Source organism: Mycobacterium sp. 3-98 (assembly GCF_035918355.1).
In the GTDB taxonomy this organism is placed as follows: Bacteria; Actinomycetota; Actinomycetes; order Mycobacteriales; family Mycobacteriaceae; genus Mycobacterium; species Mycobacterium intracellulare.
The window spans coordinates 4,115,819-4,130,406 of sequence record NZ_CP142360.1 but is presented as its reverse complement, the minus strand read 5'-3'; the positions used below and the strand labels follow the sequence as shown (position 1 = coordinate 4,130,406).

Sequence of the window (14,588 nt, the reverse complement as noted above, 5' to 3'; positions counted from 1 at the left end):
TTGCTCACTCAAACCGAGGGCATGAGGGAGACAAGTGGAGGCTCAATGGGGGTCATCTGTCTCCGAACGGACCTGTGGTGTGCCGTTGAACGAGAAGCAGGTTGTTGAGGGCCGTGCATGACTGGGCAGCTGGGAGCGCCTCGTCCCTTCACCTATCAACACGATGGGTTGACGTTGGCCTATGCGGTGGTCGGCGACGGACCTCAGCCGGTCTTGTTCGTCCACGGCGCGACCGCCACGGGCGAGTTCGAGTGGGCTGGCCTGGCCGCGGCCCTGGGGCCGGGGTACCGATGCATCCTGCCCGATCTACGCGGCCACGGCCGATCGGAATTCCGGCCGACAGCCATGACGGGGACCGCGGTCCGTTCCGACCTGCGCTATCTCATCGATTACCTGGGCCTGGGTCACCCGCACATCGTGGGTTTCTCCTACGGCGCGGAGATCGCGCTCACGCTGGAGCTGGAGACCCCGGGAACGGCCCAATCTTTGGTTCTCATTTCTCCTGGGACCGGACGCCCCAGCGATTACCGCGCTCCGCGGCTGGAGCATCTGCACCGCACCTGGCCCTTCGCGCTACGACGCCTGCATGAGGCCACCCATGGCCCCGAGCACTGGCGCGACCTGGTCACGGCGCTACACGAGGACAGCGTTACTTGGCCCGAACTGAGCGATGAGGCGTTGGCTGGCATCGCGTGCCCGATTCTGTTGATGGCAGGCGAGCGGGATGAACGTACGCGTCAGGAGCAGGGTCGGCGGTTCGCCCAAGTCAATCCGCGGGCCCGATTTGTCGAGATCGAGGGCGCGGCGCACTCGGCCCACCAGAAGTGCCCAGATACGGTCAGGGGAGTTATCGGTGACTTCCTGGCCGAAGTCGACCTTGAGAGAGCGGAGCGTCATGGCGCGGTCAAGTGAGCTGAAGGCGACGAAAGATCATCAGCCGGCGGAGGCGCCCGTACCGAGTTGGCAGAAGGACAGTGTCGATCGTTCGCTGCGCAACGCCCGCGCGCGCGCCCAGGCCCGCAGTGATCGCTTCGTCGCGGCGGCGATAGAGCTGCTCGGGGAGAGAGACGAAAGCGATTTCACGATTCAGGACGTCGTTGACAAATCGAACATGTCACAGCGGACCTTCTACACCTTTTTCGATGGCAAAGACAGCCTGCTGCTGGCGGTATACGAGACAATTCTGCGGACTACGGCGATGCCGATGATCCGGGAGCGGTGCGAGGGCATCGCGGATCCCGTGCTGCGGGTGCGGGCCTTGATGGAGGCACTGTCCGAAATCACCGCGATGCCGGCCCGACTGGCGCGGGGGCTCAGTGTCCTGCACCTGCGACTGGCGGAGTCCCGCCCCAATGACCTCGCTTACGCCTTGGAACCCTTGCATTCCTTCATCGTTGAGTTGCTCGAAGAGGTTGCTGATGCCGGCTTGCTGCGGGACGACGTCCCGCTGGCCACCCAGGCTGCGCTGCTCCAGGAGCTGCTGTTGGCGACGTCGCACTCCGCGGTGTTGTCCGGTGGGCGCTCGACCAGCGTCGATGACCTGTGGGCTTTCTGCTCGGCGGCCATCCTCCGCGTTGCAACCTGACAGCCGTGGCGCCGCCTGCTAGGTCACCGCGCCACTGATCTTGAGGTCGATCAGTTCGTCGTCGGACTTGCCGAGAGCCCGCAGAATGTCGTCGGTGTGCTCAGCGAATTGCGGTGCCCGCGTGAGCTGTACCGGCTTCTCATCAAACTGGACCGGGTTGGCGACCAGTTCCCGCGGAGTGCCGTCGCTGTCGAGCACTTCGGCGATGAGGCCATTGGCCCGCAACGCCGGGTCCTGGCCCACTTCCCACGGGTCTTGCGCGATGGCCCACTGGCCTTCCATGCCGGCGAACCGGGTGACCCATTCGGCCAGCGGCCGCTCGGCGAGTACCTCCTGCACGATCTCGGCCGCTGTCGTCGCATTGGCCATTAGTGCTTCAGCGGTGGAGAATCGCGGGTCGGTGATGAGGTCCTCGCGGTCGATGTGCCGACAGAACTCGGGCCAGTAGCGCCCGGGTTGGAGCATGGCCAGGACGAGCCAACGGTCGTCGGCGGTCCGGTAATTGCCGACCAGCGGGTTCGTCGGCGCCGAGTTGCCGGGAGCGCGGGGCGCCGGCGGGCCACCTTCCAAAAGTGCGAAACCCACCGGGAGCGCGTTGGCCCATGCGCCGACCCCGAGCAGGGATACATCAATGACAGAAGTCTCACCGGTGCGCTGCCGGGCGAACAGGGCGGCGGCGATGCCGCCCGCGATGGTCATGCCGCCCAGCGAATCACCGTAGGCGCCCGCCGGCATCTTGCACAGGCCGTCGTAGTCCACCGGGGTGGTCCCCACCGCGCTGCCGGCTCGAGCCCAGAAGGCGGTGCTGTCGTATCCGCCTTTCTCGCTGTCGGGGCCGCTGTTGCCGAAGCCGGATCCGCGGACGTAGACGATGTCCGGGTTGATCTTGCGGACGTCGTCGAGTTCGATGCCCAGCCGCCGGCGTGCAGCGGGCAAGAAGTTGGTCAGGAACACGTCGCTGGTGCGAATCAGTTCGTGCAGGACCCCCAACGCCCCGGGCTGCTCGAGCGCCAGGCCAAGGCTGCGTTTGCCACGATTGGGGTGTTCCATCAACGGTGCGAAGGACCCGCTGCCGACCGGCATGCCCATTAGGGCGCTCAGGCCACGCTGAGCGTCGCCCTTCTCCGCGTGTTCGACCTTGATGACGTCGGCGCCCCAGTCGGCCAAGACCGCACCCGCGGCCGGGACGAAGGTGAACTGCGCCACCTCCAGCACGCGGACGCCGTCCATCGGTCGAATCACTTTGTCTCCTTCGCGGTTCGGCGGGGGGTCAGCTGCTCGCCGGACGGATGTGGATCACGTCCATCATCACTTCACGTGGCCGGGTGATGACGTCGTGGAGCACGTCGGCAACGGTGGCCGAGGTGAGCAGGTGGGTGCCGCTCATCCGGGTGAGGTAGCCGTCGGCTTCCCACAGCGGCCAGGCCTTTTCGAGGTCGCCCGGGCCGAAGTTCTCGTGGATCCCGGTATCTCCGACCGCACCGAGAACCACCAGGGTCACCCGGATGCCCTCTCGTCGCAGCTCCTTGCTCATGGCTCCGGTGAAACCGTTGAGGCCACGCTTGGTGGCGGCGTAGAGGGTCATCATCGGCATGTCGTCGAGGGTGATCTCCGAGGAGATGTTCATGATGTCGCCGCCGCCGGCCGCGCGCAGCAGCGGAATGGCCGAGCGCGTGGTGTAGATGGGAGCCACCAGGTTGGTGTTGATGGTGACGGCGATGTCTTCGTCGCTGGCTTCTTCGATCAGCCGAATGCGGCTGGCTCCTGCGGAGTTGATCAGGACGTCGATGCGGCCGAACTGCGCTGCGATCTGATCGAAGGCCGCGTGCACATCGTGGCTGCTGGTGACATCGGTGACGATGGGGACGGCGGGGGGCCCGATGATCTCGACGACCTCATCGAGAAGCAATTTGCGGCGGGCCAGCAGCACTACCGTCGCGCCTTCCCGCGCTAGGCGAATTGCGGTGGCCCGCCCGACGCCCATCGACGCGCCGGCGACCACGGCGACTCGGCCCTCCATGCTCTGCGACATCACGCTCCTCATGCTTGCCGTCTGCGGCTATATCGAAATACGCGGATCATGGTGTATTTGGCGCGCACTTGTTCCTTGCACGCAACGCACATATCGTTCTACCATGACGCGTACGTGATAGTCATCACCTGGCCCGAGAAACTCGCGTCCGGCAATAGTGCAGAAGGAGTCGGTTGTGGTCTCAGGTGTCACCGGCAAAGAGGCGAAGGACTGGGCGTCGGAGCACCTGTGGGGCAACTGCAGTTCGCTCTACACCCCGTTCTGCGGCCTCGACGGCGACGAAATCGACTACGCGGCACTGCGTGCGCTGGTGCGGCACTGCCTGGTCGAGCTGGACCAGGACGGTATTTGGCTGACCGGTGGCATCGCCGAATTCTGGTCGCTGACCACCGACGAACTCAAAGAAGTAGTCCGCGTCGCCATCGAGGAGGCCCGACGGGTCAAACCCCACGCGCTGGTGCAGGTGATGTCGAGCACCGACACCGCCAAGCAGGCCGTCGAGCTCACGCTGAACGCCCAAGAGCTGGGCGCCGACATCTGCTACATCCTGACGCCCTATTTCGAATGCTCCGGCAAGCCCGGTGTGCTGGAATACCTGCGCTACGTCGCCGACCGCACCGACATGCCGCTGGGCTTCTTCAACTCCCACTCGACAGGGCTGGTCCTAACCCCCGAGGAATGCGTCGAGCTCTACCGTGAGATCCCGGCGCTGTGCGGCCTGAAGAACGGGCTGCTCGACGCGGAGCACAGCCTCGCGATCCATCGGCTGGCCCCGGAAATGGTGTTATGGGAAGCGGCCGACGAGGCCGGGATCCGGTTAGGGATACCCCACCCAGGAGCGCTGGGTTCGGCGCTCTATCTCTACGAAAAGCCGGGCGCGCTGCTGTTCAGCGAATGGCGGGCACTGCTGATACAAGGCGATTTCGAGCGCGCCGACGCCTTCGCGGCCGAGACCGGTTTGACCGCCATGCGCGAGGCGAGCCGCCGCTATCAGTCCCATCCCGCCCGCCCCGGAATGTTCACGCACTGGGGAGCCGGGTTCAAATTCGGCGCCTCGTTGCTCGGACTGCCCGTCGGCGACCACCCGGCCCGGCCGCCGCAAACTGCGTTCCCCGACGACCTGAAGCAGCCGATCCGTCAGGCCTATGTCGCCTCTGGGTTCATCGAGTCCTGAGAACGGAGAGCTGTAGTGGAGGTGCGCGAATTTCGCGCCGGGGTGCGAGCCTGGATCGACGAGGTAGGAGAGGCGCTGGTCCCCGCGATCGAGGACCAAAGCGTTGACGCCCAGCTGAACCACCAACGTCGAGTGCAGCGGCTGCTGTTCGACGCCGGCTGGATGCGCTGGGGATGGCCGACCCAGCTCGGCGGCCTTGGGGGCTCGCCGATTCTGCGCGCCGTCCTCGGCGAGGAACTCACCGGCCGAGCACTGGTGCACACCACATCCTGGTCAATGCACGAAGTGCTCGGGCCGGCGGTGGCCGAGTTCGGCCGGCCCGAACTGGTCGAGGAGATTTTCCCGCGACTGTTACGCGGTGAAGAGTTCTGGTGTCAGGGATTCTCCGAGCCCGATGCGGGCAGCGACCTGGGATCGATGCGGACATCTGCGCGCCCGCACGGCGCCGACTGGGTCATCAACGGCGAGAAATTGTGGACCAGCTGGGCCCACCACGCCACCCGATGCGTCGTGTTGGCCCGTACCGGCAGTCCCGGATCGCGGGGTATCAGCGCATTTCTGGTGGACATGGATTCGCCGGGGGTGAAGGCGAGCCCACTCGAGACGATGGCCGGTGTCGACGAATTCTGCTCGACGTCGTTCGTCGACGTTGAGGTCCCCGCGCAGCGCCTGCTCGGTGAGCTCGACGCCGGCTGGCGGGTCGCGCAGTTCATCTTGTCCTGTGAACGCGGCCCGATCTTCTGGCAGCGCGGTGCTTGGCTCGCCCACCACCTCCGTCTGCTCCTCGACGCCGCACGCGATGGAGCGTCCGCGTCGGCGCTCGGCGAGGCCTACCAGCTGTTGTGGGCCTTCCGCGCCACCTCAAAGAACACGCAGGACCGCATCGCTACGGGTGATCTGCCGGGACCGGAAGCCTCGGTGGACAAGATCATGATCGCCGCCGCCGATCAGGCCGTGTTCGACGCGGCGCGCGAGCTACTGCGCGGGGGCATGGAAATCGACGACACCGCGCGCAGCCGGGCGTGGCGCCGCGAATGGGCCTACTCGCGCGCCGCCACCATCTACGGGGGCACCAGTGAAATCCAGAAAGACATCGTGGCTTCCCGGCTGCTCGGATTGCCGAGAAGCGCGTGACTCGCATTTCCCAGGCCCAAACCATCGACGCCGCCGAACGGGCGCTGCTGGCGACGACGATCCGCGGACTGGCGGAGGAACTCGACGGAGCCGAGCTTGCGCAGGCACTCGATGCATTCGGGTTCGCCGACCTGCTCGCCGAGGCGCCCCGGGATGCGGTGTCGGCGCTGTTCACCGCGCTCGGTCGAACCGGATCGATGTCGACGTCGCTGCAGGATGTCCTGCTGCGACCGCTGGCCGAATACCTGCCTGGGGCGACAACAGGATGCAATGTTGTGCTGCCGGGCGTCGGTGCCGATCTGGTCGGCGCGGCTGACGGCGAGATGCTGGCGGTGCGCGGCCTGGTCATCGGCGCGCAGCCGACCCCGAGATATTTGGCGCCGGTCGCGATCGGCGGTGAGCTGGCCTGGATTGGCCTGCAGGAGTCCTCGGGGGTCTCGACACGGCGGATCGATGGTCTTGATCCGGCGTTGGCGATGACCGAAGTCACCGGCGTCGAGGTGCTGGCCGACGTGATCCTGGCGGGCGAGCAGGCCGTTGCGGCCTGGGAGGCGGTGGCGACCGCAGGCCGGCTGGCACTGGGATACCAGATCGTCGGTGCGGTCGGCCAGATGATCGACCTGGCCGTCGACCATGCCCGCAGCCGAGTGCAGTTCGGCCGGCCCATCGGCTCCTTTCAAGCGGTTCGCACTCGCCTGGCCGACGCGCACGTCGCCCGCGAGGGCGCCGCCGCGGCCCTCGCGGCGGCCTGGGACGCGGACGACGCCGTTTTGGCGGGTCTGTTGGCGAAGTCGTTGGCGGGGCGTGCAGCCCGCATCGCCGCCACTCAGTGCCAGCAGGTGCTGGCCGGCGTCGGCTTCACCGCCGAGCATCCCTTCCACCGCTTCTTGGCCCGCGCGCTGGTGTTGGATTCGGTGCTGGGTTCGGCCAGCGAACTGCCCGGGGTGATTGGCGCTCATTTGATTTCGGTCGGGGCGATTCCCCGGCTGGTGGACCTGTGAGCGGCGGCGGCGATCCGTCCGGCACGGACGCCCATCCCGTTGTCGTCGACCGTCTCGGGTCGGTGGCGCGCGTGACCTTGGCCCGGCCCGAGAAGGCCAACGCCATGGATACCGAGATCACCGATGCCCTGCTCAGCGCGGTCCTGGCGCTGCGTGACGACCCTGACGTGCACGCGATGGCGCTCACCGGTCAAGGCAACGCCTTCAGCGCCGGCGGGGACTTCGAGACCATCCGCGCGATGCGCGATGACCGCTCTCTGCGCGACACCGTGCTGGCCGCCCACCAGGAACTGTTCTGGGTCATGACGCGCCTGCCGTTTCCGACCGTCGCCGCCGTCAATGGCGCCGCGGTCGGCGCCGGCGTCACGGTCGCGCTGCTATGCGACCTGGTCGTCATGGCCGAAGACGCCTTCCTCAGCGATCCGCGGGTTTCGCTGGGACTGCTCGACGGCGCCGGCGGTTTGCTGCTCTGGCCGTTGCTGACCAGCCTGTCCGCCGCCAAGGAACACCTGCTCCTCGGGGACCGGGTCAGCGGCGTCGAAGCCCACCGCCTGGGGCTGGTGAACCGCGCGGTTCCCGTATCCGAGGTGTTGGAGGAGGCACTGCGGCTGGCCAACCGCCTCGCCGCGCTCCCGCCGCAGGCCGTCCGGCAGGCACGCCAGCTGCTGAACTTCCACATCGATCGCGTCGCCCCGTTACTGCCGCGCTGTGCCCGCGCCGAAAGCGAGTGCTTTGACACCGAGGAGCATCGCGTGTTGCTGGAGCGGCTGAGCGCACGAGTGGCAGCCAAGAACGCGGGGAGCCCGTAATGGGCCGTGTCGCATTGGTCACGGGCGGCACCCGGGGGATAGGTCGTGCGATCACCGACCGGCTGACGCACGCCGGTGTCGCGGTGGCCGCGGCCTACGCCCGCGACGACGCCGCCGCACACGCGGTGCGCGACGAGGCTTCGCGGTGCGGGGCCATCGTGACGCTGCATCAGGCCGATGTCGGGGAGCCGTCATCCTGCCAGCGGCTCGTTGCCGAGGTTCTCGAGCAGCACGGGCGGCTGGACTATCTGGTCAACAACGCCGGGATGGTCAACGAGCAACGGCTCAGCGAGGTCAGCCCCGAGGACTGGCAACGCCAGCTCGCGGTCAACCTGTCGGCGGCGTTTTTCCTCAGCCAGGCCGCACTGGCGCACATGAGCCAGCAGCGTTTCGGGCGGGTGGTCAACATCGGCTCGGTCACGGCGCTGCTGGGCAGCCCGGTGCAGGTTGCCTACGGCGCGGCCAAGGGCGGCATCGTCGGCCTGACCAGATCGTGTGCTCGCGCGGTCGCCCGCAAGGGCATCACCGTCAACTGCGTCATCCCCGGCAGCTTTGACACCGATATGTCCGCCGACTTGGCATACACCGACCGGGACGCGGTGACGTCGATGATCCCGGTTGGACGCTGGGGCCGTCCCGAGGAGCTGGCGCACGCTGTCGCGTTTCTGCTCGACGACCTCGCCTCCTACGTCACCGGCGCGGTCCTGACCGTCGACGGCGGAATGAGCATGGGTGGATGAGGATGAACCGAACTCGACTCACCGCAACCGATATCGTGGCGCCGCCGGTTGCCCCCGACCGCCTCGCCGAATACCGCCGCTTCGGCTACATCAGCGACCAGACGATTTCTGCGTCGGTCGTCCGTGCCGCCCGTCAGTGGGGCTCACGGCCGGCCATTATCGAAGGCGGCCATCAATTGACCTACCAGGAGCTGCTCGAGGTGGTCGAACGTGCCGCCGCGTGGCTGGGCGGAGTGGGTGTCGGGCCCGGTGACGTGGTCTGCTGGCAGACGCCGAACTGGTGGGAAGCTCACGTGCTGGGTCTGGCGGTGTGGCACGCCGGCGCGGTGAGCTGCCCGATCGCTCCGTTCTACCGGGAACACGAGCTGCGTCAGGTCATCGAGCAGGTACGGCCGGCGGCTGTGGTGACCGCCGAGACGTTTCGCGGCTTCGCCCACGCCGAAGCGTTCGATGACCTGCTTGGCGGGGCCGGCCTCGCCGACGTCGCCCGCGTCGTGCTGCGCGGAACCCGGTCGGGCTGGTCGCCGTTCGACGCGGTGGTCTCGCACGGCAGCCGCCAGCAATCCGCCGACGTTGCGGCCGACGATCCCTGCCTGATCCTCTTCACTTCTGGGACCACTTCGGGCGCCAAGGCCGCCGCGCATTCCTCGCGTAGCTTGCTCGCCGAAACCCGCCAGCTCGCCGGTGCATGGGGCCTGTCGTGGGAGGACGTCGCCTACATGGCCGCCCCGCTGCAGCACATCACCGGTGTGCTCAACGCAATGACCATCCCGCTGCAGGTCGGCGCCTCTGCGGTGCTGGCCGACCGGTGGGAAGCCGACGTCGCGGTGGCCGACATCATGCGGCACCGGGTGACCTATTCGGCCGGGGCGACGGTGTTCCTGCAGGAATTGACCGACGCCGCCCGCGCCGCCCGCGTGCACCTGCCGCTGCGGATGTTCGCCTGCGGCGGCGCGGCGGTGCCGCGCGCGGTCATGGAACGCAGCGAAGAACAAGGGATTCCGGCCGCGCGCGTGTACGGCATGACCGAGCTTCCGACGGTGACGGTGATGAACCGCGCGCATCCGTTCGACCTGCGCGCCGAGACCGATGGCGCGATCGCGCCGGGGGTGCAGGTCCGGGTCGTCGGGACGGATGGCGAGCCGCTGGCCGCGGGCTGCGCGGGCGAACTGCTGGTGCGCGGACCGGAGCAGATGCTCGGCTACCTCGATCCTGACGCCAACCGGGCGGCCCTCGACGACGCGGGATGGTTCACCACCGGGGATGTCGGTCTCGTCGACGGCGCCGGCTTCGTCACGATCACCGGGCGGGTCAAGGACGTCATCAACCGCGGCGGCGAGAAGTTCTCCGCCCGCGACATCGAAGACCTGCTCGTCAAGCACCCGGCGGTGCGCCACGCAGCCGTAGTGCCCGGACCCGACGCAAGGTTCGGCGAGGTACCCGTGGCGTTCGTCGTGTTCGACCAGCCGGGCCAAGCGTCCGCCGAAGACCTGTCCCGTCACCTGCACGCCGCCGGACTGGCCCGCCAAAAGACCCCCGTCGCATGGCATTTCGTCGACGCCTTGCCGATGACGCCGTCGGGCAAGGTCAAGAAGTTCGAGCTGGTCGCAACCGCGGAGGAAAGGCTGGGATGAATCTCGATCAATTTCGCGCCATGCTCACCCTGGGCGACGACACCGACGGCCGCACCGTGCTGCCCGTTCCCGACCCGGGCGTGGAGCGGATATTCGGCGGACAGATCATGGCTCAGCTCATCGTGGCCGCCGCACCGCCGGGATCGGCCAAGGCGGTAAAGTCACTGCAAATCGCGTTCCCCCGCGCCGGACGCGCCGCTGAGCCCTTGTACCTGGACCTCGAGCAAACCCACGACGGCCGCTCGCTGGGGCATCGGCGTGCGGTGGCGTGGCAGGGCCAGGAGTCCCACCGCCGGGTGGTCGCGACCGCGTCGATCCTCGTCGACCGCGCCGACCCAACCGAGCAAGGGTACGACTACCAATACAGCGCCGCCGCAGCCGGTGATCCGATGGCCGCCAAACCCATTGACCTCGCGCTGATCCCGGGCGAAGCCCGCCTGATCGGCGACGGCCTGGATGTCGAGGACGCCGTGGGCGCGGACCTGGCGTTCTGGATGCGCTGCCCGGACTTCACCGATACCGCGCTTGCCCAACCCGTCATTACCTACATCTCGGACTGGCCGCTGATCGGCACCCTGCTGAAAGCCGTGCCCGGGGTCAGCCAGCGCGACGCCCACGTCAGCGTCCAAACCGGCGTCGTCACCCATTCGGTGTGGTTTCACCAGCCGTTCGACGTCGCCCAGTGGCTGCGGGTGCAGATCCGTGGCGTGCGGTTGGTCGGTGGCCGCGGCTTCGGCACCGGAGACGTTTACACCCAGTCCGGAACACATGTCGCGTCGTTCGCGCAGGAAAGCGTCGTGAGGACCCCCCCGAAAGGAATGCAGCCATGACAGCTCAACACTTCGTCCACTATGAGGTCGACGATCGGGTCGCGGTCATCACCCTGGACCGCCCCGAGGCCGCCAACGCCCAGACCCCGGGCATCCTCAAGGATCTCGACGTTGCCTGGCGGCGCGCCGACGAGGCCCCCGAGGTTCGGGTCATCGTCCTACAGACCACCGGTAAGCACTTCTCCGCCGGGCACGACATGTCGGGCACCGATCCGTCGGCCGACGGGCGCAGCCTTAGTCCGAAGCGCACCGATGGCAAGCTGCTCGCGGAGACCTACTACGACTGGGAGGCCCGCGGCTACCTGGAGTATGCGAAGCGCTGGCGCGACATCCCAAAGCCGTCCATCGCCGCGGTGCAGGGCAAGTGCATCGCGGCTGGGCTGATGCTGTGTTGGCCGTGCGATCTCATCGTCGCCGCGGACAACGCGCAGTTCTCCGACCCGGTCGGCCTGATGGGCATCATGGGCGTCGAATACCACGCTCACACTTGGGAACTCGGGCCACGGAAGGCGAAGGAGATGCTGTTCACCGCCGGTTCGGTGACGGCCGAGGAGGCCCTGCGATGCGGGATGGTCAACCACGTCGTACCGCTGGACGACTTGCGTTCCGCCACAATGGATCTCGCACGCCGCGTCGCGGAAACCGATCCCTGGGCGCTGCGGATGGCTAAGCGGGCGGTCAACCACACCCTGGACACCATGGGCTTCTCGACGGCGGTCGCGTCATGTTTTGACATGCATCATCTCGGCCACACCCGGGCCCTGGCCGCGACCAACGGCCAGACCGTCGTGATGGCCGACCTGGAACGGATGAAGGCCGCGGGCCGCAGCAAGTGAGGAGGTTTGGCGCCAGGGTCGCCGCATCAGCGCCAAGCCTTGCGACACTGGCGGGCTTCACGCCGGCGTCGTAGATGACCGCTGTGACGCGCTCCGAGGGCATTTCTCGGTTACATCGATCATCAGTTCGCCGGCGTGTCGGGAGCGTCCCAGGGCATCGACGCCGAGGCCCAGTGGGCCAGTTCCTGCTGGTCGTTGCTGTGCAAGTGTCGCGGCGGCGTCACGAAGGTAGCGTAGGACCGGCAGCGCAGCAGCACCCGGCCTTCCTGCTCTGCGACCGCTTTGACCGCGGGGCGTAGCTCGGTGGGTACTGGCTGACCCGACATGCGTTCAGCCACCGCCATCATCACATCGATGAGGGTTTCCTCGTCGTCGTCGATGACGGCGTCGCAATAGACCTGCACGTAGGCGAACGGCCAAGTCTCGTCGAGTACACAGCGGCCGACTTTGCCGTTGCGGGTCACGGCTTTAGCCTTGGCTCGATCGGCCATGGTCGCGATCAGCAGGTCGCCGTTGTCGTCTGGGACGTAGTAGACGATCGACATCGCTGGGCCGTCGGATCGGCGGCCGTAGCCGAATACACAGGTGCGGTGGGTCTGGACGAACAGCCGCCGCTCAGAGGGCAGCATGTCGCGGTCCGTCGGCGCCTGGAACGGATCCTTCGACAGCGGCAACAGACGCACCGAAGCGCGATCTTGGTCTCGGTTCGTGGTCTGTGTGAACGCCCCCGAATTCCGGCTTCTCACCGGCCAGGATCCGAAGAACCCCAAGTGGATCGACGCTCACGCCAACGGATTGGTCGCCATCCTGCTGCCGAGATTAGCCCCCTGATAACCGGACGCGCTTACCGTGCTTAAGTCGGCGCTTTACTTGCTCGCGCGAACAGATACTACGTATGTTGAGACTCATGGCAGCTGGTAAGTCGGGCAGCAAGAGAGCACGGAGTACGAAGATCGAAGGGGCGACGCTGCTTAGCCCGGGTGAAGTCAAGGTGATTCGCGCCCTGCACCCGGGTTTTATGACCATGATGCGGCAACTCGATGCTGACCTGCAGCGCGAGCACCGCATGTCGCACGCCGAATTCGTCGCGTTGATGTTTTTGTCCGAGGCTTCCGACCGCACGTTAGGGCTCAGCGAACTGGCGCGGCGCTGCCAGCAGTCGTTGAGCGCGATTAGCCGTACCGTCGGGCGGCTGGAGGCCCAGGGGTTGGTCCGCCGTGAGCAGTCATCCCAGGACGCCCGCGCCTACAACGCTGTGCTCACCGACGCAGGACTCACCCGACTGGAGCAAGCCGTCCCCACCCACGTCGTCAGCCTGCGCCGCCACCTATTCGATCACCTCAACAGTGTCGACCTCAAAACCATCGGCGATGCCTTCGAACGCATCGCGGCCGCCGCTAGCGGAGACCCGCACGCAGTTCCCGGTCAACCATCACCAGACACCCCGGTGGGGCGACACATCACGGCCTGAACGGATCGCACCGCGCCGGGTTGGCATTACTACCGACGCGGTTACTTGGGCTGGGTCGGTGGCGGGAGTCCCGGCAACCGGGCAGAGAGACCCGCACGGATTCCCGACTCTATCCCTTCCGCCCGCTGAGCTAGGCTGCCGTCGGCTGGGGCTGTCTTCTGGCAGCTACAGCTGAGGCCGCTAAACGGGTTGGGGTTGGTGCCGCCGATCGCGTTCGGGTCGGCGTTGGCGGGGGCTGCCCCAACAACGGAGCCGAGAGCGATCGCAGCGCTGACCGCTATTTTCGTGATCAGTCGGCGTTGCTGAGTTGTCATGTCATCTTCCCCTTCAGATGAACGGACGTCTCATGTCTGCGCCCGTCCAGCTTGTTTGCGCTAGCAAGTTTATGCTTGCTTGCGCCTACAAGCAAGTCCTTGGGTCTGCCGACATGACACGCAGCAGTGCGGTGCCGCCGCTGACCGCTCAGGAAGGCCAAGGTTGATCGGGGTTCTGTCCGCGGCCTTCCCGGCCGTGATGCGCGAATTCGACGCCGCATTGTGGTAGGAGCCGGCACGCAGGCTTCCCGCCCCGTGCCAGGATTCGGGGTGCCGCGCCCCCGGCACTGTGCGCTCTAACGCATTGCCGCCGACCAACATTCGCCTTCGGTGCCCAGCTTGTGAGTGCGGGCCGCCAGCGCTGACCCCAGGGTGGTTGCGGTCGATCTTCTCGACGTCGCTCTCGCGTTACCGGCGCCACCAATTGGCCTTTGCCATGAGCACTTGTTTGTTGGCGCCAGCCTATAATTGTTGGCGCAAGCAAATTACTCGAAGGATACCTGACCCATGACCGCAGCCCCAATGACCTATCGGCGTGGCAACCGTCGTTTCCCTGACGACATCCGGAACTTCACGGCGTCCCTACAACTGGCCACCAATCTGCAGCGTGTGCTAGTCAACCTCGTGGAGCTGCACCTGCAGGGCAAGCAAGCACACTGGAACGTCATCGGTTCCAACTTTCGCGACCTGCACCTGCAGCTCGACGAGCTCGTCGATGCCGCCGCGAGGCCAGCGACACCATCGCCGAGCGGATGCGTGCCCTCGACGCCGTTCCCGACGGCCGGTCCGACACGGTCGCAGCGACGACCAGCCTGCCGCGGTTCCCGGCCAACGAAGTGAACACCGGCGATGTCGTCGATCTGGTTACCACCCAGACGTACGCGGTGGTTGACACCATCCGTGACGTGCACGACGCCGTCGACGCCGACGACCCCACCACGAGCGATCTGCTCCACGAGATCTTCGACTCGCTGGAAAAGCTCGCCTGGATGATCAAGTCCGAGAACCGCAAGATCTAACGCCTGCAA

Annotated in this window: 15 protein-coding genes and 1 pseudogene; 13 read left to right on the top strand and 3 right to left on the bottom strand. The window is 66.7% G+C overall.

The window, feature by feature from the left end; translation table 11 throughout:
* Positions 1-117 precede the first annotated feature (117 nt).
* Together QGN30_RS19480 and QGN30_RS19475 are read left to right on the top strand one after the other, a co-directional pair.
* A complete protein-coding gene (locus QGN30_RS19480) occupies positions 118-912 on the top strand; it encodes an alpha/beta fold hydrolase (protein WP_038535367.1) in 795 nt (264 codons plus the stop codon).
* Complete coding sequence (locus tag QGN30_RS19475; RefSeq protein ID WP_038535369.1) at positions 896-1,585, top strand: TetR/AcrR family transcriptional regulator; 690 nt, start codon at positions 896-898, stop codon at positions 1,583-1,585. Before QGN30_RS19480 ends, QGN30_RS19475 begins: the two co-directional genes overlap by 17 nt.
* 18 nt (positions 1,586-1,603) lie before the next feature.
* On the opposite strand, the gene QGN30_RS19470 is transcribed toward QGN30_RS19475, so the two are convergent.
* Both QGN30_RS19470 and QGN30_RS19465 read right to left on the bottom strand, forming a co-directional pair.
* A complete protein-coding gene (locus QGN30_RS19470) occupies positions 1,604-2,815 on the bottom strand; it encodes a CaiB/BaiF CoA transferase family protein (protein WP_080749698.1) in 1,212 nt (403 codons plus the stop codon).
* A gap of 40 nt (positions 2,816-2,855) precedes the next feature.
* The gene (locus QGN30_RS19465) at positions 2,856-3,617 is read right to left on the bottom strand and encodes an SDR family oxidoreductase (protein ID WP_038535373.1); all 762 of its coding nucleotides are present in this window, start codon (positions 3,615-3,617) and stop codon (positions 2,856-2,858) included.
* Between the two features lie 175 nt (positions 3,618-3,792).
* Here QGN30_RS19465 and QGN30_RS19460 point away from each other — a divergent pair, with 175 nt between their 5' ends.
* The 8 genes from QGN30_RS19460 to QGN30_RS19425 are packed head-to-tail and all read left to right on the top strand — an operon-like array spanning position 3,793 to position 11,775.
* Positions 3,793-4,791: a dihydrodipicolinate synthase family protein gene (locus QGN30_RS19460; protein WP_038535376.1), complete on the top strand. Its 999-nt coding sequence runs from the start codon at positions 3,793-3,795 to the stop codon at positions 4,789-4,791.
* Between the two features lie 15 nt (positions 4,792-4,806).
* Positions 4,807-5,925, top strand: coding sequence for an acyl-CoA dehydrogenase family protein (locus QGN30_RS19455; protein ID WP_038535378.1), 1,119 nt, complete (start codon positions 4,807-4,809; stop codon positions 5,923-5,925).
* The gene (locus QGN30_RS19450) at positions 5,922-6,926 is read left to right on the top strand and encodes an acyl-CoA dehydrogenase family protein (protein ID WP_225331755.1); all 1,005 of its coding nucleotides are present in this window, start codon (positions 5,922-5,924) and stop codon (positions 6,924-6,926) included. The genes QGN30_RS19455 and QGN30_RS19450 overlap by 4 nt, the downstream gene beginning before the upstream one ends.
* Positions 6,923-7,735 (top strand): enoyl-CoA hydratase/isomerase family protein, encoded by an 813-nt coding sequence (locus tag QGN30_RS19445; RefSeq protein ID WP_038535380.1) that lies wholly within the window; start codon positions 6,923-6,925, stop codon positions 7,733-7,735. The genes QGN30_RS19450 and QGN30_RS19445 overlap by 4 nt, the downstream gene beginning before the upstream one ends.
* Complete coding sequence (locus QGN30_RS19440) at positions 7,735-8,475, top strand: SDR family oxidoreductase (protein WP_038535383.1); 741 nt, start codon at positions 7,735-7,737, stop codon at positions 8,473-8,475. Before QGN30_RS19445 ends, QGN30_RS19440 begins: the two co-directional genes overlap by 1 nt.
* 2 nt (positions 8,476-8,477) lie before the next feature.
* Positions 8,478-10,109, top strand: coding sequence for an AMP-binding protein (locus QGN30_RS19435; RefSeq protein WP_038535384.1), 1,632 nt, complete (start codon positions 8,478-8,480; stop codon positions 10,107-10,109).
* Positions 10,106-10,939, top strand: a complete 834-nt coding sequence (locus QGN30_RS19430; RefSeq protein ID WP_248923585.1) for an acyl-CoA thioesterase — start codon at positions 10,106-10,108, stop codon at positions 10,937-10,939. Before QGN30_RS19435 ends, QGN30_RS19430 begins: the two co-directional genes overlap by 4 nt.
* Positions 10,936-11,775 carry an enoyl-CoA hydratase gene (locus tag QGN30_RS19425; protein WP_038535386.1) on the top strand — a complete coding sequence of 280 codons (840 nt, stop codon included), beginning with the start codon at positions 10,936-10,938 and terminating at the stop codon, positions 11,773-11,775. Before QGN30_RS19430 ends, QGN30_RS19425 begins: the two co-directional genes overlap by 4 nt.
* A gap of 122 nt (positions 11,776-11,897) precedes the next feature.
* Here the strand turns inward: QGN30_RS19425 and QGN30_RS19420 are convergent, their stop codons facing one another.
* Entirely contained in the window at positions 11,898-12,404 is a 507-nt protein-coding gene (locus QGN30_RS19420) for a pyridoxamine 5'-phosphate oxidase family protein (protein ID WP_051473050.1), read from the bottom strand.
* A 79-nt stretch (positions 12,405-12,483) separates the two neighbouring features.
* Between QGN30_RS19420 and QGN30_RS19415 the strand changes: the two genes are divergently transcribed.
* The 3 genes and pseudogenes from QGN30_RS19415 (at position 12,484) to QGN30_RS19405 (ending at position 14,579) form a co-directional block, all read left to right on the top strand.
* Entirely contained in the window at positions 12,484-12,606 is a 123-nt protein-coding gene (locus tag QGN30_RS19415) for a hypothetical protein (protein ID WP_263656984.1), read from the top strand.
* 76 nt (positions 12,607-12,682) lie between these two features.
* A complete protein-coding gene (locus QGN30_RS19410; protein ID WP_225331754.1) occupies positions 12,683-13,246 on the top strand; it encodes a MarR family winged helix-turn-helix transcriptional regulator in 564 nt (187 codons plus the stop codon).
* Positions 13,247-14,082: 836 nt separating this feature from the next.
* Positions 14,083-14,579, top strand: a pseudogene (locus QGN30_RS19405) (Dps family protein).
* The last annotated feature ends 9 nt before the right edge of the window (positions 14,580-14,588 follow it).

Bases quoted from the DNA above. Each gene is read 5' to 3' on its own strand.
- QGN30_RS19410 (WP_225331754.1), top strand. From the start codon at position 12,683: ATGGCAGCTGGTAAGTCGGGCAGCAAGAGAGCACGGAGTACGAAGATC.
- QGN30_RS19420 (WP_051473050.1), bottom strand. From the start codon at position 12,404: ATGCTGCCCTCTGAGCGGCGGCTGTTCGTCCAGACCCACCGCACCTGT.
- QGN30_RS19430 (WP_248923585.1), top strand. From the start codon at position 10,106: ATGAATCTCGATCAATTTCGCGCCATGCTCACCCTGGGCGACGACACC.
- QGN30_RS19425 (WP_038535386.1), top strand. From the start codon at position 10,936: ATGACAGCTCAACACTTCGTCCACTATGAGGTCGACGATCGGGTCGCG.
- QGN30_RS19440 (WP_038535383.1), top strand. From the start codon at position 7,735: ATGGGCCGTGTCGCATTGGTCACGGGCGGCACCCGGGGGATAGGTCGT.
- QGN30_RS19470 (WP_080749698.1), bottom strand. From the start codon at position 2,815: ATGGACGGCGTCCGCGTGCTGGAGGTGGCGCAGTTCACCTTCGTCCCG.
- QGN30_RS19465 (WP_038535373.1), bottom strand. From the start codon at position 3,617: ATGTCGCAGAGCATGGAGGGCCGAGTCGCCGTGGTCGCCGGCGCGTCG.
- QGN30_RS19480 (WP_038535367.1), top strand. From the start codon at position 118: ATGACTGGGCAGCTGGGAGCGCCTCGTCCCTTCACCTATCAACACGAT.
- QGN30_RS19475 (WP_038535369.1), top strand. From the start codon at position 896: ATGGCGCGGTCAAGTGAGCTGAAGGCGACGAAAGATCATCAGCCGGCG.
- QGN30_RS19435 (WP_038535384.1), top strand. From the start codon at position 8,478: ATGAACCGAACTCGACTCACCGCAACCGATATCGTGGCGCCGCCGGTT.